We start from the raw sequence: 22,673 nt of genomic DNA on the forward strand, positions 1-22,673 counted from the left end.
CCCGGCGCCCTTCGGCGACTCTGGCCTATCGCGTCACGCTCTAATGCAGGAGTGGCGCGCCCTGCTGGATTCGAACCAGCGACCGCTCGCTTAGAAGGCGAGTGCTCTATCCAGCTGAGCTAAGGGCGCGGATCCCTTGGGGAATCCGGGAAGCTTGGGGCGGAAAGCCTAGTGCGTCCAGGGTTGCTTGCGGCCGGCGGCGAAGTTGTCGGCGTAGGCCTTGATGATCCGCTTGGGCGTCTTGGGCTCGAACAGCTGGAACGAGATCTCGTGACGCTGGGCGTAGGCCACGGCCTCGTCGCGGGTCTCGAAGTTCAGGCGCACCTGGCCGTTCATGTCGCTCGACTGGGTCCAGCCCATCAGCGGATCGGGACGTCTGGCCGAGGCCGGTTCGAACTCCAGAACCCAGTCCTTGGTCTTGGCCTTGCCGGACTGCATGGCGGTCTTGGCGGGGCGGTAGATGCGCGCGAGCATGAGGGCCTCTCCAGGTCGATCGTCACCCCTCGGAAGGGGGTCTAGGTGGTCGGAGCGGCAGGATTTGAACCTGCGACCCTCTGGTCCCAAACCAGATGCGCTACCAGGCTGCGCTACGCTCCGAAACACCGAGCGGCTGCTCTACAGGGCTTCGCCGCCGGGGGCAAACGGAACGCCGGACGTCCTGAAAGAAATCAGCCTTTCGGGAAGATTTTGTTGAGCACCCGGTCGCCGGGCAGGATGCCCAGCTGGGCGGCGCGGCCGCCGGGGATCTCGAGCACGCCCCGGATCACGCCGCCGGAGGGGATCGGCGTCTCGTCGTGCGGCACCGCGTTGCGGGCGATCGACAGCACCCGGCCGTCGGGCGCGATATAGATGATGTCCAGCGGGATCAGGGTGTTCTTCATCCAGAACGCCGCCCGCTGGGGCGGGTTGTACGGGAACAGCATGCCGCGGTCGGGGGCCAGCGACTTGCGGAACATCAGGCCCCGCTCCTGCTCGGCCTTGGTCACGGCCAGTTCGACGGTGAACCTGGCCCGTCCCCGGCTGGTCAGGATCTCGACCGTGTCGAGCTTGGCCGAGGGCTTGGCGGCGGCCGGCGCCGGCTTGGGCTTGGCCTGCCACGCCTGGGCGGGCGCGGCGATCGACAGGCTGGAGAACAGGGCCAGGACGACCAGCGCCAGGGCGCGTCGTCCGATCGTCGTCATCCCGATCGTCCTCATGAATGTCACACGCGCCTCATCATCCTCGCCGCGTCCCGCGGCGCGGCGATCCTACGACGTCACGCCGCCATGGCGAAAGCCGGTCCTTGGAGGTCAGTCCTCGCCGGCGGTGATCTCGGCCACCACCAGGCCCTTAGGGCCTTCCGCGAAACGCACCATGACGTCGTCGCCCGGCTGGAGGTCCTCCAGGCCGCCGCGACGCAGGGTCTCGATATGCACGAAGATGTCGCCCGGCTGGCCGTCGCGGACGACGAAGCCGTAGCCCTTGGTGCGGTTGAACCACTTGACCTTGGCGCGCTCGGCCGGCCCGACGGGCTCCAGCATCTGGCGGCCGCTGTCGACGCCCGAACGGAAGTGGTCGCGGCGCATGCCCACGCCTTCGCCGAACGACCGCTTGGGCCGCTCCAGGGGCGCCGGCGCGGCGCTCTCGTCCAGGTCCACCACCTCGGACACCTGCCAGCCCTTGGGACGCTTGACCACGTCGCAGACGATGATCGCGCCCTCCAGCGCCGTTTCCCGGCCGCAGCTGCGCAGAGACGTGACGTGCAGCAGCACGTCCTTCAGGCCGGTCTGACCCGGATCGTCGGGGACGATGAACCCGTACCCCTTTCCCGTGTCGAACCACTTCACGCGACCGCTGATACGCACGAATTCCTCATGCGATCCCGAGTCCTCGAAATCGAAACCAGACATTCCGCCCCTCTGGCTCGCCCAGACAGCCCAGGGGGCGAGCACCACAGAATAACACTGTTCTCGCGAGAAGAGAGCCGTCAATAACCAATTGACGTGAAAAGGCGATCGCGAGGCGTACGCGACATTTCGTCGCAGCGCCTAGACCGACATAAACCTGAAATGTCCGTGGTGGGTGGCAGTCCCTAGGGGAGTCGAACCCCTCTCTCCAGAATGAAAATCTGGCGTCCTAACCGATAGACGAAGGGACCACGGCGCCTGCATTAGGCGGGTATTCGCATGTAAAGTCTAAGTAGCTTCGCGGTGGCAGTCCCTAGGGGAGTCGAACCCCTCTCTCCAGAATGAAAATCTGGCGTCCTAACCGATAGACGAAGGGACCGCGTGGCCGCGAAGAGCAGGCGATATACAAAGCTTCCCCCCGGGGCGCAAGCGACGAAGAGCAGTTTTTTCAGGTCACGCGCATGCGGGGGTCGGCGACGTCCTCGATCTCCAGCTGGACGCCTTCCCGGCCCATATAATCGTCCGGTTTCAGACGGCCCACGACGTGCAGGGCTCCCCCGCCGGCCAGCAGGCGCTCGCCCAGCGGGGTCTCGGCCGACCGCCAGGAGATGGCCTTGATTCGGTCGCCCGACGGCCCGACCAGATCGACCCGCACGTGGCCGCCCTTCATCGCCATCATCCGTTCGGGCCGGACTCCGGCCAGGGCGAACATCGGCTCGGGATTGCCCGGACCGAACGGCGCCAACTGCTGGAACTCGCTCCACAGGGCGCGGTTGGCGGCCCGGGGCTGGACCAGGGCGTCGATCTCGACCGCCTCGACGCCGACGGCTTCCATCTCGCCGGCCAGGCGCTCCTCCAGGAAGGCGCGGAACTCGGGAATCGAATCGGGACGGATCGACAGGCCCGCCGCCATGGCGTGGCCGCCGCCGGCCATCAGCAGGCCCGCCTCGAAGGCCGCCTGGATCGCCGCGCCTAGGTTGACGCCCGGCTGCGAGCGGCCGGACCCCTTTCCGACATTGGCGGCGCGGTCGACGCCGATCACCACCACGGGCTTGCGATAGCGCTCGCGCAGGCGGCCGGCGACGATGCCGATCACGCCGGGGTGCCACCCCTCCCCCGCCACGACGATCACCGGGGCGTCGGGATTGAAGTTGCTGCCGCGCTCCAGCACGGCCGCGGCCTCTTCCACCACGGCGGCCTCGACGGCCTTGCGCTCGGTGTTCAGGCCGTCCAGCTCCTCGGCCAGGGCCTGGGCCTCCAGCGGGTCGTCCGTGGACAGCAGGCGCGCGCCCAGGTCCGAGCGGCCGATCCGTCCGCCGGCGTTGATGCGCGGCCCCAGGATGAAGCCGGCATGGAACACCGAGGCGGGGCCCGAGCCCTTGCCCACCTGGAACAGGGCCTTGAGGCCCGGATTGCCCCAGCTGGACATGGTGCGCAGGCCCAGGGTGGTCAGGGCCCGGTTGAAGCCGACCAGCTGGGTGACGTCGCAGACCTCGCCCATGGCCACCAGGTCCAGCCACTGGCGCAGGTCCGGCTGGGGCCGTTCCTCGGTGAACAGGCCGCGCTTGCGGGCCTCGCGGTTCAGGGCGGCCAGCAGCACGAAGGTCACGCCGGCGGCGGCCAGAACCCCCTGCCCGCTCTGGCAGCCCGGGCGGTTGGGATTGACTACGGCGGCGGCGGCCGGCGGGTCTTCGCGCATCAGGTGGTGGTCGATCACCACCACTTCGAGGCCGATGGTCGCGGCGCTGGCGATGGCGTCGTAGGCGGCCGCGCCGCAATCCAGGGTGACGACCAGCTCGGCCCCGCCGTCGCGGATGGTCTTGAAGGCCGCCGGACTGGGGCCATAGCCCTCGGTCAGGCGGTCGGGAATGTAGATGGGCAGCTCGACGCCCATGTAGCGGAACCAGCGCACCAGCTGGGCGGCGCTGGTGGCGCCGTCGACGTCGTAGTCGGCGAACACCATGGTCGGCCGGCCGCTTTCCAGGGCGTCGATCAGGATCTCGGCGGCCCGGTCCATGTCGGTGAAGCTGGACGGGTCGGGGAACAGCGCCTTCAGGGTGGGCCGCAGATAGTGCTCGGCCGCGTCGACGCCCACGCCGCGCGAGGCCAGGGCCCGAGCCAGGGGCTCGGACAGGCCGTGCATCTGCTGGTGGCTGCGGGCTACGCCTGCGTCGCCCGGCCGCTCGCGCCAGGCCCGACCGCTGATCGACCGCTCGACGCCGAGGAAGTGGCGGGCGTCGAGCGGGACGTGTCCGTCGGCCATGGCTCAGCCCTCCCGTGCGGGAAGACGGCCGGCGATGCTGAGCTTGGCTGTCGTGGTCATCTCCCGAGCCTACGCGCTTCGGCGGATTCGCTCCACGGACGGGGCGATGCTGGGAAGATAGGTCGCGGATGCGTCAGAAACGGACGCAGACCGGGGACATGCCCTTGGGCGTCTCCCCATCAACATCCACCGCGCCAAGACTTGGGGACACGCCGCTAGGGCATGTCCCCGATCCGGATCAGCCCGCCGCCGTCTCGGCGACGACCACCTCGACCTCGTTGGCCGAGCCCAGCACCACCGGCACGCGCTGGTGCAGCTTGATAGGCTGAAGGTCGAGGATCGGGGTGACGCCGTCGGTCGACTTGCCGCCCGCCCGTTCGACGATCAGCGACATGGGGTTGGCTTCGTACAGCAGGCGCAGCTTGCCTGGCTTGTCGGGCTCGCGAGCGTCCCAGGGGTACATGAAGACGCCGCCGCGCATCAGGATGCGATGGACGTCGGCCACCATCGAGGCGACCCAGCGCATGTTGAAGTTCTTGCCCCGCGGCCCCGTCTTGCCCTGCAGGCAGCCGTCGATATAGCGGCGCACCGGCGCGGCCCAGTGGCGCTGGTTGGACATGTTGATGGCGAACTCGGCGGTGTCGGCGGGGATGGCGACGGTCGGGTGGGTCAGCCGCCAGGCGCCGTCGGCGTCCAGGGTGAAGCCCACGACGCCCTTCGACAGGGTCAGCACCAGCATGGTCTGCGGGCCGTAGACGGCGTAGCCGGCGGCGACCTGGTTGCGGCCGGGCAGCAGGAAGTCGGCTTCGCTGGGCGCCACGCCGGCCGGCGCGGGCAGGATCGAGAAGATCGTGCCGACCGAGACGTTGACGTCGATGTTGCTGGAGCCGTCCAGCGGGTCGAAGGTGACCAGATAGCCGCCGACGGCGCCCGTGGCCTCGACCATCTCCAGTTCCTCGGAGGCCAGGCCGGCCACCAGGGGACAGCCCTGCAGCGCGTCGCGCAGGATGTCGTTGGTGATGATGTCGAGCTTCTTCTGTTCTTCGTCCTGGACGTTGACCACGCCGGCGGCGCCCAGGCTGCCCGAGATCGCGCCGGAGGCCACGACCTTGCTGATCCTGGCGCAGGCCCCGGCGATGACGGTGACGACGGCCTTCACCTCGTCGCCCGCCGGCTCGTCAGAGAGCCATCCGGCGAGATCGGTCAGCGTGGTCATGCGGGGCCTCTTGGGAAAGAAAGATTCGGCGCGACCATAGCGCGCGCGGCGCGATTTCCGATCCGGCTGGATCAGCTTACCGCTCTAGGATGTTGTTGTGACGCATTTTCCGGCGACGGATCGGCGACTGTCCGCCGGAAGACCGCTAGGCCTTCCGCTTCATCCGCACTTCGCGCACCGTGCCGGTCGACGAGTTCATGACCAGGGTGTGGGTGTGGACGAAGCCGTCCTTGTAGGTCACCCCGTCCAGCAGGTTGCCCCAGGTGACGCCGGTCGCGGCGAAGATCGCGTCGGCGCGGACGATCTCGTGCAGGTCGTACTTCTTGTCGAGGTCGGTGATGCCCCAGCGGGCGGCGCGGGCGCGCTCGTCGCCATTTCGGAACAGCAGGCGCCCCTGGAACTGGCCGCCGACGCACTTCAGCGCCGCGCAGGCCAGGACGCCCTCGGGCGCGCCGCCGGAGCCGACATAGAGGTCGATGCCGGTCGACGGATCGGTGGTGGCGATCACCCCGGCCACGTCGCCGTCCGTGATCAGATTGACCCGCGCGCCCACCGACCGGATGCTGGCGATGATCTCGGCGTGACGCGGACGGTCCAGCACGCAGACGGTGATGTGCTTGGGATCGACGCCCTTGGCGGCGGCGACGGCCTTGACGTTATCGGCCGGCGACTTGTCCAGGTCGATCACCCCGGCCGGCAGGCCCGGACCGCAGGCGATCTTGTCCATGTAGGTGTCGGGGGCGTTCAGCAGGCTGCCCTTGGGCGCCCAGGCCATCACCGCCAGGGCGTTGGGCATGGCCTTGGCCGTCAGGGTGGTGCCTTCCAGCGGGTCCAGGGCGATGTCGATGGCGGGGCCCTGCCCCGTGCCGACCTTCTCGCCGATATAGAGCATGGGCGCTTCGTCGCGCTCGCCCTCGCCGATCACGATCTCGCCGTCGATCGCCAGCTCGTTCAGCGTGTTGCGCATGGCGTCGACCGCGGCCTGGTCGGCCGCCTTCTCGTCGCCCCGCCCCACCATCGACCACGAGGCGATGGCGGCGGCTTCCGTCACGCGAACCGCGTCCAGGACCAGCGAACGGTCCAGGGTCTTCGAACTCATCAACGTCTCCCAGCCTATGCGAGGCTCAAGTCCCGGCCGCTTGGCGCGGCTCTCAGATGCGCGCGACGCGCAAAAGGCGGGGACGCTCTAGCACGGCGTGCAGTTTTTCGATGCGACTAATCGCGTCGAGGAGATTGGATTCGGGAGTCGCGTGCGTAACGAGCACGATCGGAACGCCGCCCGCGCCTTCGACCGGCTTCTGCAGGAAGCTGTCGATCGAGACGCCGCATTCGGCCAGGGTCTCGGAGATGGCGGCGATGGCGCCGGGCTCGTCGCGGACCATGATCCGCAGATAGGCCTTGCCCACCGAACGGGCCGGATCGACGGCCACGAACGGCTTCAGCTGACCGGCCGGCGCCTGGAACACCGGACGACGAGCGCCGGTCATGACGTCGGCGATGTCGGCGGCCACGGCGGCGGCGGTCGGACCCGCGCCCGCGCCCGGCCCCTGGATGAAGATCCGGCCGATCCGCTTGCCCTCGATGAACAGGGCGTTGAGCGCGCCGCCCGCCTGGGCCAGCGGATGCTCCAGCGGGACGAGCGAGGGATGCACCTTCACCGACACGCCGTCGTCGCTCTTGGCCGCGCCGGCCACCAGCTTGATGCGATAGCCCAGGTCCTTGGCCAGCTTGATATCCAGCAGTTCGACGTCGCTTATGCCCTCGATCTCGGCGGCGTCGAAGTCGGGCGCGCAGCCGAAGGCCAGGGCGGCCAGGATGCTGATCTTGTGGCCGGCGTCGAAGCCGCCGACGTCCATGGTCGGATCGGCCTCGGCGTAGCCCAGGCCCTGCGCCTCGCGCAGCACGTCGGCGAAGTCGCGGCCGGTCTTCTCCATCTCGCTGAGGATGAAGTTGCAGGTGCCGTTGAGGATGCCGGCCACGCCCACGACCTCGTCGCCGACCATGGCCTCGCGCAGCATCTTCACCGCCGGCGTGCCGCCCATGACCGCGGCCTCGAACAGCAGCGGGGCGTCGTTGGCCTCGGCCAGGGCCGCCAGTTCGGCGCCGTGCTCGGCGATCAGGGCCTTGTTGGCGGTGACCACCGGCTTGCCCAGCTTGAGCGCCGCCTCGACGGCCGCCTTCGCCGGGCCGTCGCTGCCGCCCACCAGCTCGACGAACAGGTCGACGTCCGGCGACGAGGCCAGGGCCACCGGGTCGTCGAACCAGGCCAGGCCCGAGATGTCGACCGTGCGCGGCCGCGACTTGGAACGGGCCGAGACCGCCGTCACCACCGCCCGGTCGCCGGCCGGCGCGAAGTCCGGCTGCTCGGCCAGGAACTGCAACAGCCCTCCGCCGACGGTGCCGAGGCCGGCGACGCCGACGCGCCAGGTCTTCTGGGTCATATTCGCGTTCCTAGTTCCAGCGGCCGGACTGCCCATCCTTCAGGGGATTTGGCGGCGCCCTAGACCTGTTCCATCTTGTTGTGCGCCTTGGCCAGGATCGTGTCGGCGTTGGCGATGAACTTCTTGACGTTGCGGGCGGCCTGCTTGATCCGCTGCTCGTTCTCGACGAGTCCGATGCGGACATAGCCCTCGCCGTACTCGCCGAAGCCGATGCCGGGCGCGACGGCGACGCCGGCCTCCTCGATCAGCAGGCGCGAGAACAGCATCGAGCCGGCGGCCTCGAACTGCGGCGGGATCTTGGCCCAGGCGAACATCGAGGCCGGCGGATTGGGGATCTCCCAGCCGGCGCGCGCCATCGACGACACCAGGGTGTCGCGGCGGCCCTTGTAGATGGCGCGGATCTCGTCGACGCAGTCCTGCGGGCCGTTCAGGGCCGCGGCGGCGGCCACCTGCACCGGGGTGTAGGCGCCGTAGTCCAGGTACGACTTCACGCGGGCCAAGGCGGCGCAGATGCGGGCGTTGCCGACCACCATGCCCACCCGCCAGCCGGCCATGGCGTAGGTCTTCGACAGCGAGTTGACCTCGACCGCGATGTCTTTGGCGCCCTCGACCTGTAAGATCGACGGCGGCGGGTTGTTGTCGAAATAGATCTCGCCGTAGGCCACGTCGCTGATCACCAGCAGGTCGTGCTTCTTCGCCAGGGCGACGGCGTCCTTGTAGAAGTCCAGGTCCACCCATTGGGCGGTCGGGTTGGACGGGTAGGACAGGATCAGCACGCTGGCGGGCGGCACCGAGTGCTTGGCGGCGCGGCTGATGTTGGACAGGTACTGCTCGGGCGACAGGGCCGGCACGTGGCGGATCACGCCGCCGGCCATGATGAAGCCGAAGGCGTGGATCGGATAGGCCGGGTTCGGGCAGATGATCACGTCGCCCGGCGCGGTCAGGGCCTGGGCGAGGTTGGCGAAGCCTTCCTTCGAGCCCAGGGTGGCGATCACCTCGGTGTCGGGGTTCAGCTTCACGCCGAAGCGGCGGCCGTAGTAGCCGGCCATGGCCTTGCGCAGGCCGGCGATGCCCTTGGAGGCCGAGTAGCGGCCGGCCTTGGGGTCGCGGGCGGTCTCGATCAGCTTGTCGACGATATGCTTGGGCGTGGGCATGTCGGGATTGCCCATCCCGAAGTCGATGATGTCGGTGCCCTCGGCGCGGAGGCGCGCCTTGATCTTGTTCACCTCCTCGAAGACGTAGGGCGGGAGGCGGCGGATACGGTGGAAATCGGAGGTCATGAAATGCTCATTGCGCCGCAGCGGCGCGCCGGGAGCGGATGTCGGGCATGGATAGACCCCGAGCGGGGCATAGCCAAGCCAGTTACGGGAATTTTATGCCTCCGTCGCCCTATTGGGGCTTGGACGGAGGCGCGGTAGCTCGATCGCGCGCCGCCTTTGCGAAGGCTTCGGTCGCGGCGCGGTCGGCGTCGGTGGGGATGTCGCTGGGCGGCGCCTTGCCGACCTTGCGGGCCTGGGCGGCGTAGCCTTCGGTGTCCGACAGGGTCCAGGTGTTGGGCGCGGTGTCGCGCTTCAGCTTGTCGGCGGCCACCTTTTCGGCGCCCACGGCCTTCTTGAACTCGACGGGCGTGCGCACGTCGGTCGGGATCGGCGGGATGTCGATGAAGCGCGGCAGGTCGGCGTGCTTGGAGTCCTTGGCCGCGGCGTTGGCGGCGGCGGCGATCGGCGAGTTGGGATCGACCGGCGGCGGCGTGAACGGCGAAACGGACGACAGCGACGAAGCGCAGGCGCTCAGACCCGCCAGCAGGGCCACGAGAGCCGCGCCGCGAAAGAGTACGCTGGCCCGTACGATTTTACCGGTTTCGACGTTCATCTTGTCTCAGGTCTTATGCGATGATCGCGGCGAGCGAAAGGCCATCCGCGCCGCCAAGGCGAGATGGTCGAAGAGATGACGGTGCAAGGAGCTCCATGGCCACGACCGAAACCTCCCCCAAACCGCGCAAAAAGCCCGCCGCCAAGGCGGACGCGGCGCCGACCGCCGCCAAGACCAAGAGCAAGGCCGGGCCGAAGGTTCCGCCGAAAGCCGATCCCGAGCCGGAGCTCCGCGCCCAGAACGCCGAATCGACCGCCCGGACCGCGCCCCTCCTCCCGACCGGCGCCCTGCCCGACTTCGAGGCCTTCCTGTCGCCGGACCAGCGCCAGATGCTGGAGACCCTGTCGGCCAACCTGGCCCGCGCCGCCGTCACCGCTCAGGGCGCGATCGCCGAGGCCGCCCTGCGCCAGGCCGACCGCCCCGCCGCCCTCAGCCCCGACCCCTTCCACGTCGGTCCCGCCTTCAACGAGGTGATGACCAGCCTGGCCGCCCAGCCCGACCGGCTGCTGCGGGCCCAGGCCGACCTGTTCAGCCGCTATATGGACCTTTGGCAGTCGGCGGCCCGCAAGGCGACGGGCGAAGCGACCCAGCCCGTGGTCGCCCCCGCCCCCGGCGACAAGCGGTTCAGCGACCCCGACTGGGCGTCCAACCCGATGTTCGACATGATGAAGCAGAGCTACCTGCTGTCGTCGAACTGGCTGAACGACCTGGTCTCGCAGGCCCAGGGCGTCGATCCCGCCACCAAGCGCCGGGTCGAGTTCTTCACCAAGATGCTGACCGACGCCTTCTCGCCGTCGAACTTCCTGATCTCCAACCCCGCCGCCCTACGCGAGGTGATGCAGAGCAAGGGCGAGAGCCTGGTGCGCGGTATGGAGAACTTCGCCGCCGACCTGGAACGCGGCGGCGGCCAGCTGGCGATCAGCCAGACCGACCTGGCCAAGTTCAAGGTCGGCGAGAACGTCGCCACCGCCCCGGGCAAGGTGGTCTACCAGAACGACATCCTGCAGCTGCTGCAGTTCTCGCCGACCACCGAGACGGTCCACGAGATCCCGCTGCTGATCTTCCCGCCGTGGATCAACAAGTTCTACATCCTGGACCTGCGGCCCGAGAACTCGATGATCCGCTGGCTGACCGGCCAGGGCTTCACGGTGTTCGTGGCCTCGTGGGTCAATCCCGACAGCCACCAGGCCAAGAAGACCTTCGAGGACTACATGCTCGAAGGCATCTACGACGCGACCCGGCAGGTCATGACCCAGGCGGGCGTCGATCGGGTCAACACCGTCGGCTACTGCATCGGCGGCACCCTGCTGTCCTGCGCCCTGGCCCACATGGCCGCCAAGGGCGACAAGCGGATCAATTCCGCCACCTTCTTCGCGGCCCAGCAGGACTTCTCGGAAGCCGGCGACCTGCTGCTGTTCACCAACGAGGAATGGCTGCAGTCGATCGAGTCCCTGATGGACCAGCAGGGCGGCTACCTGCCCAGCCAGTCGATGGCCGACACCTTCAACAGCCTGCGCGGCAACGACCTGATCTGGTCGTTCTTCATCAACAACTACCTGATGGGCAAGGAGCCGCGGCCGTTCGACCTGCTGTTCTGGAACGCCGACCAGACGCGCATGCCCAAGGCGCTGCACCTGTTCTACCTGCGCAATTTCTACAAGGACAACGCCCTGACCACGGGCCGCCTGACCCTGGGCGGCGAGCAGCTGGACCTGTCGAAGGTCAAGACGCCGATCTATGTCCAGTCGTCCAAGGACGACCACATCGCCCCCTATCCCAGCGTCTATCGCGGCGCGCGGGCGTTCGGCGGGCCGGTGACCTTCACCATGGCCGGCTCGGGTCACATCGCCGGGGTGATCAACCACCCGGACGCCAACAAGTACCAGCACTGGACCAACGAGCAGCTGCCCGCCTCGGTCGAGGGCTGGCGGTCCGGCGCGGTGGAGCATCCTGGCTCGTGGTGGCCGCACTGGGCGGCCTGGCTGAAGGCCCGGTCCGGTCCGCAGGTCCCGGCCCGGGACCCGGCCAAGGGCGTCCTCAAGGCGATCGAGGACGCCCCGGGCAGTTTCGTCCGTGTACGGTCCGACACCGCCGCCTGATCAGATCAGGCCCACCTCGTAGGCCAGCTCGACCGGCATCGCCTCGGCGCGGTCGATCAGGGGCTGGACGCGTTCCAGGTGCTCGGTGAAGCGCGGGTCCTTGCGGAACCGCTCGGCGTTCTGCGCGGTGTCGAAGGACGTCACCAGGACCACCACGCCCTTGGCGGGCGACTTGAGCATCCGGGTCCCGCGCACGCCGGCGACCTGGCCCCGCACCCGCATGAACTGCTCGTGCTGCAGGGCGACGAATTCGTCGAACTTGCCGGGCTTGGTCTGGATGATGCTGACGCTGAAGACCGGCGGGTCGGCCAGGGCGGCGGCGACGGCGGCGTAATCGGGGACGGTGAGCGTGGTCATGGAGGCTCCTGAAAGGACGTTGCCGTGGAAGGAGCTCCCCGTGTAAAACCTCAACCAAAGTTGAGGTCAAGCGACAATGCCGAAATTCGAAAAGACGGCGCCGGATTGCGCCTTTCCCGGCGGCACGCTCAGCGTCGGCGAGGTGGCCAAACGCAGCGGCGGGCGGTCTCGACCCTGCACTTCTACGAGACCAAGGGCCTGATCCGCAGCCTGCGGACCGAGGGCAACCAGCGGCGCTATCCGCGCGGGATCCTGCGGCGGGTGGCGGTGATCAAGGTGGCCCAGCGCACGGGCATCCCCCTGGCCTCGATCCAGGCCGCCCTGTCCCGCCTGCCCGACGGCCGCGCGCCGACCGCCGACGAATGGGCCGAGCTGTCGCGCGCCTGGCGGGCCGAGCTGGACGAACGCATCCTCCGCCTCACCCAGCTGCGCGACCAGCTGGACGACTGCATCGGCTGCGGGTGCCTGTCGCTGAAGGCCTGCCCGCTTCGAAACCCGGCGGACGTGCTGGGCGGCCAGGGCGCCGGGCCGCGGCTGCTGGAACCCCAGCCCGGCTGAACCCCGGTGCACGCCGCCCGCGCCGGAACTCCACACCAGCGACCCATGTTCGCCCAAAACTCGCCGGGATTCTGGTCGAGCTTGCCGACATGGGACTCAATCGCCGGACAGCACTAGGGATGCTGCTCGCGACGCCGATCCTCGGCGCGGGCGAAGCGGTGGCGCGCCCGGCGGCCGCGGCCGGCGGCGAGCGCCTGGCCCAGGCCGCGCGCAGCCAGGTGGGCGTGACCCGGGACTACGACCCCAGCTACCGCGCCATCCCCTACCCCAACGGCGACGTCCTCCGCTCGACCGGGGTCTGCGCCGACGTGCTGGTGCGCGCGGCCCGCGACGCCTGGCGGGCCGACCTGCAGCAGCTGGTCCACGAGGACATGACCCGCAATTTCGACGCCTATCCGTCGCGGCGCGCCTGGGGCCTGAAGGGACCGGACTCCAATATCGACCATCGCCGGGTGCTGAACCTGGAGACCTATCTGGAACGCCAGAAGGCCCTGCTGGCCCGCGCGCCCGCCAAGGCCGCCGGCGACCGGTTCGACGATCCCCTGCCCGGCGACATCCTGACCTGGCGGGTCTGGAGCGGCCGCCCGCACATCGGCGTGGTCAGCCAGGGGCCCGAGCGCGTGCGCGTGGTTCACAACATCGGCTGGGGCGCCAAGGAGGAGCCGCTGTGGATGTTCAAGCTCCACACGGCGGTCGGGCACTACCGCTGGCGGGCGTGAGGCGTGGGCGCTACAGCCCCGCGCCTTCCTTCAGCCCCAGCATCAGGTTCAGGTTCTGCACCGCCGCGCCCGACGCGCCCTTGCCCAGGTTGTCGAGCAGGGCCACCAGGCGGACCTGCCCGCTGTTTTCCGAGCCGAACACGAACAGCTTCAGGCGGTTGGTGTTGTTCAGCCCCTCGGGATCCAGGGTCGTCAGGCTTTTCGCCTCGTGTAGCGACGCCACCTCGACGAAGGCTTCGCGGTCGTAGTGGTCGGCCAGGGCCTCGTGGATCTCGTTCATCGAGACGCTGCCGTTCAGCATGCTCAGGTGCAGCGGCAGCTCCACCAGCATGCCCTGAGCGTAGCGCCCGACGGCCGGGGTGAAGATCGGCCGGGTCAGCAGGCCGCCGTGCGCCTGGATCTCGGGCAGGTGCTTGTGGTTCAGGCCCGTGGCGTAGATGCGGTACGGGACCTTGGTATAGTGCGGCGAGGTCTCGTCCTCGAACTCGGCGATCATCGCCTTGCCGCCGCCGGTATAGCCCGACACGGCGTTGAACGAGAGCGGCAGGTCGGCGGCGATGATGTCGTTCGAGACCAGCGGCCGCACCAGGGCGATGGCGCCGGTCGCGTAGCAGCCGGGGTTCGACACCCGCGTCGACTTGGCCACCTTGCCGCGCTGCTCGTCGTCCAGCTCCGGGAAGCCGTAGGTCCAGCCGGCCGCGGTGCGATGGGCCGTCGAGGCGTCGATCACCTTGACCTTCGGGTCCTCGATCAGCGCCACGGCTTCCTTGGCCGCGTCGTCGGGCAGGCACAGGATCACGGCGTCGGCGCCGTTCAGCATCGCCTTGCGGGCCTCAGGATCCTTGCGCTTGTCCGGATCGATCGAGACCAGCTGCAGGTCCTTGCGACCGACCAGGCGCTCGCGGATCTGCAACCCGGTGGTGCCCGCTTCGCCGTCGATGAAGACCTTGGGGGCCATGCGCCCTCCCGTAACCCGAACTTGAGGAGCGGTCCCTCTAGCGTACTCCGATCGCGAGCGAAACGGGTCTTTGGGTCACGCCGGCCGGATTGTCCGCCGTGCAATCCGCCGAGCCCATCCTATATCCGAGGTCTCGCCCGCCACCGGATATCGCCATGACCAAGCCCCTGAAGATCGACTTCGTCTCCGACGTCTCCTGCCCCTGGTGCATCGTCGGCCTGGGCGGTCTGGAGACGGCGCTCGCGCGGGTCGGCGACCTGGTCGAGGCCGACATCCACTTCCAGCCGTTCGAGCTGAACCCGAACATGCCGCCGGAAGGCCAGAACATCGTCGAGCACGTCGGTCAGAAATACGGTGCGACGCCCGAACAGTCGGCGGTCAACCGCAAGGCCATCCACGAACGCGCCGCCTCGGTGGGCTTCACGATGAAGACCAACGAGAACAGCCGCATCTACAACACCTTCGACGCCCACCGCCTGCTGCACTGGGCCGGGATCGTCGGCGGCCAGAAGGCGCTCAAGCGGGCCCTGTTCGACGCCTATTTCACCGACGGGCTCAGCCCTGCCGACCACGACGTCCTGGTGGCGGCCGCCGAGAAGGCGGGCCTCGACGGGGCGGCCGCGCGCCAGGTGCTGGCCTCGGGCCAGTACGGCCAGGAGGTCCGCGACGCCGAGCGCCGCTGGCAGGCCGCGGGGATCAATTCGGTGCCGGCCGTGGTGATCAACGACCGCTACCTGATCTCGGGCGGCCAGCCGCCGGAGTATTTCGAACAGGCCCTGCGCCAGATCGCCGCCGAGGCCTGACGGGACCTGACCGGCGTTCGGTCAAATTTATTTACCGAGAAGCGGAGCCTTAGTCCGGCGAGGACGTTCATTCCCCGAACGGGGATTATCCGCATGACCAATCAGACTTCGGCCCAAACCGCTTTCGAACGTGAGCTCGTCAGCCTGATCCCGCATCTGCGCGCCTTCGGCCGCTCGCTGACCGGCAACGCCAGCCACGGCGACGACCTGGCCCAGGACGCCCTGGCCAAGGCCTTGGCCTCGCGCGCCTCCTATCAGCCGGGCACCAACATGAAGGCCTGGACCTTCATGATCCTGCGCAACGTCTTCTACTCCGAGAAGCGCCGCTCGTGGCGCTCGTGCGCGCTGGACCCGGAGGTCGCCGAGCGCACCCTGGTCTCGAACTCCAACCCGACCGCCGCCCTGGAGCTGGACGAGATGCGCCGGGCGCTGGACATGCTGCCGCCCGACCAGCGCGAGGCCCTGATCCTGATCGGCGCCGCTGGGATGTCCTACGAGGAAGTCGCCGAGGTCACCGGCGCCGCCCTGGGCACGATCAAGAGCCGCGTCAGCCGCGCGCGCGATCGCCTGGCCCTGATCTTCGCCGAGGGCCGGATCACCGAAGACCAGATGCCGGCCCACGCGGCCATGGCCTCGATCTTCCGCCAGATCGACGATTACCGGTCGCGTCAGGCCGCCTAGCGGCCACACGCTGGACGAACTGAAAAGGCGGCGCCTAGTGCGCCGCCTTTTTGCTGGGGATCAGGTGGATCGCGCCGACGATCGCGCCGCCCACGATCAGCCCCACCACGGCCGAGCCCGCCGCCATGGCCAGCCAGCCCGTGATCGCGCCAACCACCGGGACCTGGCCGGCCCAGTGCGACGCGCCCTCCACCCAGTGCGGGATCGGGGTCAGGTGGAAGTGCTCCAGGCCGTGGACGATGATGCCGCCGCCGACCCACAGCATGGCCGCGGTGCCGATCACGGTCAGGGCCTCCATGGTCACCGGCATCGCCTTGACCAGGCCGCGCCCCAGCCCCTGCAGCGCCTTCGAGCGCCCCTTGGCCAGGTGCAGGCCGATGTCGTCCATCTTCACGATCAGCCCGACCATGCCGTAGACCGCCACGGTCAGCAGCACGCCGATAATGGCCAGGGCCGCCGCCTGTATGGCCAGGGGCTTGTCGGCGACATCGGCCAGGGCGATGGCCATGATCTCGCCGGACAGGATCAGGTCGGTGCGGATCGCCCCGTTGACCTTCTGGGTCTCGAGTTCGGCGCTGCTGAGGGCGAAGTCCTCGGCCTCGTCGCCGGCCACCTCGTGCTCGACGAAGGCCTCGATGATCTTCTCGGTGGCCTCGAAGGCCAGGTACGCGCCGCCGACCATCAGGATCGGGGTCACGGCCCAGGGGGCGAAGGCGCTGAGGATCAGGGCGCCGGGCAGCAGGAACAGCAGCTTGTTGCGGAACGAGCCGACCGCGATCTTCCAGACGATCGGCAGCTCGCGCTCGGGCGTGAAGCCCATGGCGTAGCCCGGCGTGACGGCGGTGTCATCGACCACCACCCCGGCGGCCTTGACCCCGGCCTTGCCGGCGGCGCCGCTCACGTCGTCCAGCGAGGCGGCCGCCAGCTTGGTGATGCCGGCGATGTCGTCGAGAAGGGCGGCGAGGCCGGAGGGCATGGACGGATTCTCTGCAGCGAAGGGAGGAGCCTAGGCGAATAGACCGGACTGCTCGCTCCGGTCGAGCCCTAACCCTTCTTGAGGACCGCGTCGGCCTTGCCGTCGATCCGCTTTTCCTCGGCATTGGACATCCGGCCGGCTTTCACGGCCTGGCTGGCGCGGGCCTTGGCGTTACGGGCGTGGGCCTTGTCCTCGATCGGATAGGCGCGCTTCTCCGGTTCGGCGAAGGCCTTGTCGGGCAGCTTGTCGCGTTTCTCGGTGTTCAATTCGGCCATGGCGTCATTCCTTCGGATGAGCCCGGCCCAGCCCTTCGGTCGGGCCGTCGTCCTCGTCGTCGGGCGTGACGACCTCGGTCGGCTCCCTCTGCCGCGCCAGGTCGCGGGCGCCGACCCCGCCGCCATGCTCGATATTGAGATTGGCTTCGACCATGGAGGGGTCGTAGACGCCGTCGTCCTCGTCGCCGTTGGTCACGTCGAGGGTCTCGTGGGGTTCAGCCATGGGAGTTCTCCGTCTCTCCCCAAGCCAACGACGGTCGGAGGCAGGACGTTCCCCCAGATTCCCTGCGGCGCGCTTCAGAATAAAATCAGAGCCTGTGGCAGTTGCGATCGGAACGCGGCACGCCAGATATTCGGGACGCCGGCGCGGGGTCGGCGAGCCTCCAGAGATTCTCCATGCCCACCCTGTTCGATCCGCTTGTCGTCGGCGACCTGAAGTTGCCCAACCGCGTCGTCATGGCGCCGCTGACCCGCCTGCGGGCCGGCCCGACCCAGATTCCCAACGCCCTGATGGCCGAGTACTACGCCCAGCGCGCCTCGGCCGGCCTGCTGATCACCGAGGGCGTGCCCGTCACGCCGCAGGGCGTCGGCTACCAAGGCGTGCCCGGCATCTGGTCCCAGGCGCAGGTCGAGGGCTGGAAGCAGGTGACCAAGGCCGTGCACGACAAGGGCGGCCGCATCTTCATTCAGCTGTGGCACGTGGGCCGGGTCTCCGATCCGTCGTTCCACGACGGCGCGGCGCCGGTCGGTCCCAGCGCGATCCCGGCCAAGGGCCATGTCAGCCTGCTGCGTCCCGAACGCCCCTACCCGACGCCCCGCGCCCTGACGACCGAGGAAGTCGCCGGCGTGGTCGAGGCCTTCCGCCAGGGCGCCGAGAACGCCAAGGCCGCCGGCTTCGACGGCGCCGAAATCCACGGCGCCAACGGCTACCTGCTCGACCAATTCCTGCAGGACGGCTCGAACCAGCGCACCGACCAGTACGGCGGCCTGATCGAGAACCGCGCGCGCCTGCTGCTGGAAGTCGCAGACGCGGTGGCCTCGGTGTTCGGCCCCGGCCGGGTCGGGGTGCACCTGGCTCCGCGCGCCGACAGCCACTCGATGGGCGACAGCGACCTGACCGCCACCTTCGGCTACGCGGCCAAGGAACTGGGCAAGCGTCGGATCGCCTTCCTGTGCGCCCGCGAATACGAAGGCCCCGACAGCCTGGGCGTGGACCTGAAGGCGGCGTTCGGCGGCGTCTACATCGCCAACGAGAAGTTCACCCGCGAAACCGCCCAGGCGGCGCTCGACGCCGGCAAGTACGACGCTGTCGCGTTCGGCAAGGCCTTCATCGCCAATCCGGACCTGGTGGAGCGCCTGCGGCTCGACGCGCCGCTCAACGCCCCCGACCCGACCACCTTCTACGGCGGCGACGGCCGGGGCTATGTCGACTACCCCACGCTCAAGACGCCCGTCCCGGCCGCCGCCGAGTAGGATTTCCGTCCGAGTCCGTATCCGCTGCGCCATTTGCCGCGTTGGGTCTTCACCACGCGCCGCGCAGCGGATACAGGCTTAACCATGAGCAAGACCAATGATCACTGGAAGACCATCCTGCTACGCGGCGCCAACGCCCTGGCCTTCCGGATCACCAGCCCGCCGACCGCCGTCAAGCCGATCATGGTCGCCGAACCCGCGCCCCAGAAGCGCGCCCTGCCGGTGGTGGTCTATCACGCGGTGGCCGCCTGCGCCCTTGTCGACGGCTGGGTCGCGACCGGCGAAGGCGAGGTCCTGATCGACCGTCCCGCCATCCTGACCCGCCAGAAGCTGGCCAACGCCAAGGCCGCGGAACCGCCCGGCAGCACCCAGTCGCCGTTCTCGACCGGCTATGCGGCCGACTACCGGCTGGAGCTGGCCCGTCTGGCCTGGCTGGCGATCATCGATGACCCGGAAGCCCGCCTCGAAGCCCTGGCCGCGCTCTACACCCCGCCGGAGCCCCGGGTGAAGCTGGTCTAGCGCCGCCTTCTACCAGGCGCCCGTGTTCGGCATCGAGGCCCACGGCTCGGCCGGGTCCAGGTTGCCGTCCTGCAGCAGCTCCACCGAGATGTTGTCGGGCGAGCGGACGAAGGCCATGTGGCCGTCGCGCGGCGGACGGTTGATCGTCACGCCCATGTCCATCAGCCGCTGGCAGGTCTCGTAGATGTCGTCCACCCGATAGGCCAGGTGGCCGAAGTTACGGCCGCCCTGATAGTCCTCGGGATCCCAGTTGTAGGTCAGCTCGACCAGCGGCGCCTTGCGCTCCTTGGCCAGCTCGACGTCTTCCGGCGCGGCCAGGAACACCAGGGTGAAACGACCCTTGTCGTTCTCCATCCGGTACATCTCGGTCAGGCCCAGCCCCTCGCAATAGAAGCGCAGCGAGGCGTCGAGGTCCTTCACGCGGACCATGGTGTGCAGATAGCGCATGGGCGGCTCCCGAAAGTGGAGAGGTCTGTCGAGCCGGCAGGATACAGCGGCGGCGCGGCGGCCCGCACCCCACAAATCGCCCTGGAAGGCTACTTCGCGGCCTGGACGCCCTGGCCTTGCAGCACCTGCTGGGCCCGCTCGACGGCTTCCATCAGATTGCCCAGGGCCAGGCCCTCGGGGCTGTCGGCGCGGTAGATCTCGCGCAGGGCCGGAACCCGGTCCTTGCAGGCGGCCATCGCGTCCAGGGCCCGATCGATCTTTCGCGTCAGCATGTCCGTAACCGCCAGAAATGTTCTACGTTCGTTCTACAATGGCGGTTTTCGGATATCAATCGACGACCGCCCCCGCTTCCACAGGTTTCTCCCGAGTCTGTCGCCGCCACAACGCCGCGTATTCGCCCCCAGCCTCCAAAAGCGCCGCATGGGGGCCACGCTCCACAACCTTTCCACGGCGCAGGACGACGATCTCGTCGGCGTCGGCGATCGTCGACAGGCGGTGGGCGACCACCAGGGTCGTGCGCCCTTCCCTCGCCTTGCGCAGAGTGGCCTGGATGGCGGCCTCGGTACGGCTGTCCAGGGCGCTGGTCGCCTCGTCCAGGATCAGCACGCGCGGATCGGCCAGCAGGGCCCGGGCGATGCCCACCCGCTGGCGCTCGCCGCCCGACAGCTTCAGCCCCCGCTCGCCGACCTTGGTGGCCATACCCTCGGGCAGGTTGCGGATGAACTCGCCCAGTTCGGCCGCCTCGGCGGCGGCCCAGACCTCGGCCTCGGAGGCGTCGGGACGGGCGAAGGCGATGTTGGCCATCACCGTGTCGTTGAACAGGGCCACGTCCTGCGGCACCAGGGCGACGGCGCGACGCAGCGATCCCTGCTTGAGCGCCTTCAGGTCGTGGCTGTCCAGGGTCACCCGCCCGGCCTGGGGATCGATCATCCGCAGGGCCAGGCGCACCAGGGTGGTCTTGCCCGCGCCCGAGGGACCGACGATGGCGACGGTGGTTCCCGGCCGGGCCGTGAAGGTCACGCCCTGCAGGCCCTCCGAACGCGCGCCGTGACGGAACGAGACGCCCTCGAAGGCCACGGCCCCGCCGCGCCGGTCGGCGGGCGGCGGCAGGTCGATGGCGTCGGGCGCGTCGGCCACGTCGGGCTGGGCGCGACGCAGGTCGAGCATGGCCTCCATGTCGATGAACGACTGGCGGATCTCGCGATAGGCGAAGCCCAGGATGTTCAGCGGGCCGTACAGGTTGACCAGGATCAGCACGGCGGCGGTCACGTCGCCGGGCCCGATCCGGCCGGCGGCCGCCTCGCCCCCGGCCAGGATGGCCATCACGCCCAGGCCCAGGCTCATCACCGCCGACTGCACGGTGTTGAGCAGGGTCAGGGAGTTGGTCGCCTTGATGTTGGCCGCGCCGTAGGCCGTCAGGGCGTTGTCATAGCCGCCGACCGCCCGCTCCTCGGCCCCGAAGGCCTTGACCGTCTCGTAGTTCAGCAGGGCGTCCACGGCCCGCCCGGCGGCCTCGGCGTCGGCCTCGTTCATCACCCGGCGATGGCCGATCCGCCAGTCCGAGATCGTGAAGGTCACCACGCCGTAGATCACCACCGTGACCACGGCCGTCAGGGCGAAGCGCCAGTCATAGGCCTTGGCCAGCACGATGGCGGCCATGATCAGTTCCACCGCCGTCGGCGCGATGTTGAACACCAGGCCGCGCAGCAGGAAATCCATCGACCGCGCGCCGCGATCGATCACCCGCGACAGCGAGCCGGTGCGCTTGGTCTGGTGGAAGTCGATCGACAGCGACAGGGCGTGGGCGAAGGTCTCGACCGCCGCGCGGGTCTGGGCGGCCTGGGCCACCGGCGTGAACACCGCGTCGCGCGCCTGGGGGGCCACCGCGGAGATGAAGCGGATCAAGGCCCAGCCGCCGGCCAGGGCGGCGAAGGTCAGCCCCACCTGCACGGCCGCGCCCTGCCCCGCCGTCAGGGCGTTGACCGCCTTGCCCAGCAGAAGCGGCGCGATCACGCCCAGGAACTTGCCCGCGAAGGTCAACACCAGGGCCAGGGTCAAGCGCCAGCGCAGGCCGGGGGCCTTGGAGCGCATCACCAGGCCGAACAGGTCGGCCATGGCCTTCCAGCCGTTGGCCTTGACCTCGGGGGCGGCCACGGCGCCCGCCACGGCTCCGGATCGCGGCGCCATGCCCCTCACTGGCCGCCGTCCAGCAGCTGGGTGGTCTGCAGTCCGCCGCCGGGCGTCATCCAGTCGACGCGCCAGCCCAGGGCCGTCAGCGTCGAGGCCACGGGCCCGTTCGTCGGCGTCGCCGGCGGGCTGACCTCGACGACCACCTGCTGCTCGCCGCCCTCGCCCGCCACCTGGATGGTGTGGGCGCCGGCCGTCAGCGGCTGGTCCAGCGAGATCGAGAACCGCCCATCCTCGCCGACCTTGCCCTCGCCGCGCGTGGCGCGGTCCACGCGGACGCCCAGGCCCGCGCCCGGCGTGCCGACGCCCGAGACGACGGCCCCGCCGCTGCGGTCGTAGTCCATCGCCAGCAGACGCGGCGACAGCGAGCTCTTCCCCATCACCTCGGCCCCGGCCCCGGCGCGCAGCAGCACCGCGGCGCCGTTCGGCGCGACCATCAGATAGCCCTGGGCCTGGACGGTCCGGTCCTCCAGGGTCATCGACAGGCCGTACAGCCGCGGCTCGCCGGCCAGGGGCGTCACCAGCCGCCAGGCGCCGGCCGCGTCGGCCTTGCCCACCAGGGCCTCGCCGGTCGGCGCGCCCAGCCTGACGCTGGACGACGGTTCGGCCTGGCCCGACAGCGCCACGGCGGCGCCTTCGCGGATCGCCGACACCACGCGCGGCGGCTTCAGATAACCCGCCTGGGGCGCGGGCTGTTCGGCCTTGGTCGCCGCCGGATCGCGCCGCCAGCCCTCCTCCCCCCGGCCGCACGCCGCCAGGGCCAGCGCGCCCAGGGCCGCGACGACACAGGCCGACCTGAAGGCGGCTGACTTGAAACCGATCTCGCGAATCCTGATCATGGCGTATCCAACGGCCGACGACGCCCCGACGGCCTTATTTCCTTGGGTGCTCACGTGCGGCGCGCCGACCTTGTCCACAAGGACCGGCGCGCTGTTTATTTTTC

The 22,673-nt window shown here is 69.3% G+C and carries 25 protein-coding genes and 4 tRNA genes; 7 read left to right on the forward strand and 22 right to left on the reverse strand.

Annotation, left to right across the window (positions count from 1 at the left end; genetic code table 11):
* Positions 1–52: 52 nt before the first annotated feature.
* The 13 genes from BR39_RS0118975 to BR39_RS0119035 form a co-directional block, all read right to left on the reverse strand.
* Positions 53–129: transfer RNA gene (locus tag BR39_RS0118975), tRNA-Arg, on the reverse strand.
* A gap of 39 nt (positions 130–168) precedes the next feature.
* The gene (locus tag BR39_RS0118980; RefSeq protein WP_029915091.1) at positions 169–474 is read right to left on the reverse strand and encodes an ETC complex I subunit; all 306 of its coding nucleotides are present in this window, start codon (positions 472–474) and stop codon (positions 169–171) included.
* 46 nt (positions 475–520) lie between these two features.
* Positions 521–597: transfer RNA gene (locus tag BR39_RS0118985), tRNA-Pro, on the reverse strand.
* 71 nt (positions 598–668) lie between these two features.
* Positions 669–1,181, reverse strand: a complete 513-nt coding sequence (locus tag BR39_RS0118990; RefSeq protein WP_029915094.1) for a DUF192 domain-containing protein — start codon at positions 1,179–1,181, stop codon at positions 669–671.
* Positions 1,182–1,289: 108 nt separating this feature from the next.
* Positions 1,290–1,889 (reverse strand): stationary phase survival cold shock domain protein CspD, encoded by a 600-nt coding sequence (cspD, locus tag BR39_RS0118995; RefSeq protein WP_029915096.1) that lies wholly within the window; start codon positions 1,887–1,889, stop codon positions 1,290–1,292.
* 173 nt (positions 1,890–2,062) lie between these two features.
* Positions 2,063–2,137: transfer RNA gene (locus tag BR39_RS0119000), tRNA-Glu, on the reverse strand.
* A gap of 53 nt (positions 2,138–2,190) precedes the next feature.
* A tRNA-Glu gene (locus BR39_RS0119005) sits at positions 2,191–2,265 on the reverse strand.
* Positions 2,266–2,334: 69 nt separating this feature from the next.
* Positions 2,335–4,149, reverse strand: a complete 1,815-nt coding sequence (gene recJ / locus BR39_RS0119010; protein ID WP_029915098.1) for a single-stranded-DNA-specific exonuclease RecJ — start codon at positions 4,147–4,149, stop codon at positions 2,335–2,337.
* 238 nt (positions 4,150–4,387) lie between these two features.
* On the reverse strand, positions 4,388–5,365 hold the full coding sequence (locus BR39_RS0119015; protein ID WP_029915100.1) for a class 1 fructose-bisphosphatase: 978 nt from the start codon (positions 5,363–5,365) through the stop codon (positions 4,388–4,390).
* Positions 5,366–5,510: 145 nt separating this feature from the next.
* Entirely contained in the window at positions 5,511–6,464 is a 954-nt protein-coding gene (gene glpX / locus BR39_RS0119020) for a class II fructose-bisphosphatase (RefSeq protein ID WP_029915102.1), read from the reverse strand.
* A gap of 52 nt (positions 6,465–6,516) precedes the next feature.
* Positions 6,517–7,806, reverse strand: coding sequence for a homoserine dehydrogenase (locus tag BR39_RS0119025; protein ID WP_029915104.1), 1,290 nt, complete (start codon positions 7,804–7,806; stop codon positions 6,517–6,519).
* A gap of 59 nt (positions 7,807–7,865) precedes the next feature.
* Positions 7,866–9,086, reverse strand: coding sequence for an LL-diaminopimelate aminotransferase (locus tag BR39_RS0119030; RefSeq protein ID WP_029915106.1), 1,221 nt, complete (start codon positions 9,084–9,086; stop codon positions 7,866–7,868).
* 109 nt (positions 9,087–9,195) lie between these two features.
* Complete coding sequence (locus BR39_RS0119035) at positions 9,196–9,678, reverse strand: hypothetical protein (RefSeq protein WP_029915108.1); 483 nt, start codon at positions 9,676–9,678, stop codon at positions 9,196–9,198.
* A gap of 95 nt (positions 9,679–9,773) precedes the next feature.
* On the opposite strand from BR39_RS0119035, the gene BR39_RS0119040 reads away from it, so the two are divergent.
* Positions 9,774–11,777: a class I poly(R)-hydroxyalkanoic acid synthase gene (locus BR39_RS0119040; RefSeq protein WP_029915109.1), complete on the forward strand. Its 2,004-nt coding sequence runs from the start codon at positions 9,774–9,776 to the stop codon at positions 11,775–11,777.
* Here BR39_RS0119040 and BR39_RS0119045 read toward each other — a convergent pair whose 3' ends face one another.
* Positions 11,778–12,134, reverse strand: a complete 357-nt coding sequence (locus tag BR39_RS0119045; protein ID WP_029915111.1) for an antibiotic biosynthesis monooxygenase — start codon at positions 12,132–12,134, stop codon at positions 11,778–11,780. It lies immediately after the preceding gene.
* 105 nt (positions 12,135–12,239) lie between these two features.
* On the opposite strand from BR39_RS0119045, the gene soxR reads away from it, so the two are divergent.
* Together soxR and BR39_RS0119055 are read left to right on the forward strand one after the other, a co-directional pair.
* Positions 12,240–12,692, forward strand: coding sequence for a redox-sensitive transcriptional activator SoxR (gene soxR / locus BR39_RS25450; RefSeq protein WP_304413048.1), 453 nt, complete (start codon positions 12,240–12,242; stop codon positions 12,690–12,692).
* Between the two features lie 119 nt (positions 12,693–12,811).
* Positions 12,812–13,411, forward strand: coding sequence for a DUF1287 domain-containing protein (locus BR39_RS0119055; protein ID WP_231499509.1), 600 nt, complete (start codon positions 12,812–12,814; stop codon positions 13,409–13,411).
* A 10-nt stretch (positions 13,412–13,421) separates the two neighbouring features.
* On the opposite strand, the gene argC is transcribed toward BR39_RS0119055, so the two are convergent.
* Positions 13,422–14,369 carry an N-acetyl-gamma-glutamyl-phosphate reductase gene (gene argC / locus BR39_RS0119060; protein ID WP_029915115.1) on the reverse strand — a complete coding sequence of 316 codons (948 nt, stop codon included), beginning with the start codon at positions 14,367–14,369 and terminating at the stop codon, positions 13,422–13,424.
* Positions 14,370–14,524: 155 nt separating this feature from the next.
* On the opposite strand from argC, the gene BR39_RS0119065 reads away from it, so the two are divergent.
* Together BR39_RS0119065 and BR39_RS0119070 are read left to right on the forward strand one after the other, a co-directional pair.
* On the forward strand, positions 14,525–15,172 hold the full coding sequence (locus tag BR39_RS0119065) for a DsbA family oxidoreductase (protein WP_029915117.1): 648 nt from the start codon (positions 14,525–14,527) through the stop codon (positions 15,170–15,172).
* A 93-nt stretch (positions 15,173–15,265) separates the two neighbouring features.
* Positions 15,266–15,853: a sigma-70 family RNA polymerase sigma factor gene (locus BR39_RS0119070; RefSeq protein WP_029915119.1), complete on the forward strand. Its 588-nt coding sequence runs from the start codon at positions 15,266–15,268 to the stop codon at positions 15,851–15,853.
* Between the two features lie 34 nt (positions 15,854–15,887).
* Here BR39_RS0119070 and BR39_RS0119075 read toward each other — a convergent pair whose 3' ends face one another.
* The 3 genes from BR39_RS0119075 to BR39_RS25455 all read right to left on the reverse strand — a co-directional run bounded on the left by BR39_RS0119075 (position 15,888) and on the right by BR39_RS25455 (position 17,327).
* The gene (locus BR39_RS0119075) at positions 15,888–16,829 is read right to left on the reverse strand and encodes a DUF808 domain-containing protein (protein ID WP_029915120.1); all 942 of its coding nucleotides are present in this window, start codon (positions 16,827–16,829) and stop codon (positions 15,888–15,890) included.
* A 68-nt stretch (positions 16,830–16,897) separates the two neighbouring features.
* Positions 16,898–17,104 (reverse strand): DUF6582 domain-containing protein, encoded by a 207-nt coding sequence (locus BR39_RS0119080; protein WP_029915122.1) that lies wholly within the window; start codon positions 17,102–17,104, stop codon positions 16,898–16,900.
* A gap of 4 nt (positions 17,105–17,108) precedes the next feature.
* Entirely contained in the window at positions 17,109–17,327 is a 219-nt protein-coding gene (locus BR39_RS25455) for a hypothetical protein (protein WP_035018681.1), read from the reverse strand.
* A gap of 173 nt (positions 17,328–17,500) precedes the next feature.
* Between BR39_RS25455 and BR39_RS0119090 the strand changes: the two genes are divergently transcribed.
* Both BR39_RS0119090 and BR39_RS0119095 read left to right on the forward strand, forming a co-directional pair.
* Positions 17,501–18,577 (forward strand): alkene reductase, encoded by a 1,077-nt coding sequence (locus tag BR39_RS0119090; RefSeq protein WP_029915124.1) that lies wholly within the window; start codon positions 17,501–17,503, stop codon positions 18,575–18,577.
* Between the two features lie 84 nt (positions 18,578–18,661).
* A complete protein-coding gene (locus tag BR39_RS0119095) occupies positions 18,662–19,096 on the forward strand; it encodes a hypothetical protein (RefSeq protein ID WP_029915126.1) in 435 nt (144 codons plus the stop codon).
* Between the two features lie 9 nt (positions 19,097–19,105).
* Here BR39_RS0119095 and BR39_RS0119100 read toward each other — a convergent pair whose 3' ends face one another.
* The 4 genes from BR39_RS0119100 to BR39_RS0119115 form a co-directional block, all read right to left on the reverse strand.
* Positions 19,106–19,543: a VOC family protein gene (locus BR39_RS0119100; protein WP_029915128.1), complete on the reverse strand. Its 438-nt coding sequence runs from the start codon at positions 19,541–19,543 to the stop codon at positions 19,106–19,108.
* Positions 19,544–19,632: 89 nt separating this feature from the next.
* A complete protein-coding gene (locus BR39_RS0119105; protein WP_029915130.1) occupies positions 19,633–19,815 on the reverse strand; it encodes a hypothetical protein in 183 nt (60 codons plus the stop codon).
* A 55-nt stretch (positions 19,816–19,870) separates the two neighbouring features.
* Positions 19,871–21,805 carry an ABC transporter ATP-binding protein/permease gene (locus BR39_RS0119110; RefSeq protein WP_156035838.1) on the reverse strand — a complete coding sequence of 645 codons (1,935 nt, stop codon included), beginning with the start codon at positions 21,803–21,805 and terminating at the stop codon, positions 19,871–19,873.
* Entirely contained in the window at positions 21,736–22,569 is an 834-nt protein-coding gene (locus BR39_RS0119115; protein ID WP_029915135.1) for a hypothetical protein, read from the reverse strand. The genes BR39_RS0119110 and BR39_RS0119115 overlap by 70 nt, the downstream gene beginning before the upstream one ends.
* Between the last annotated feature and the right edge of the window lie 104 nt (positions 22,570–22,673).

This window comes from Caulobacter sp. UNC358MFTsu5.1 (assembly GCF_000712075.1).
Taxonomy (GTDB): Bacteria; Pseudomonadota; Alphaproteobacteria; order Caulobacterales; family Caulobacteraceae; genus Caulobacter.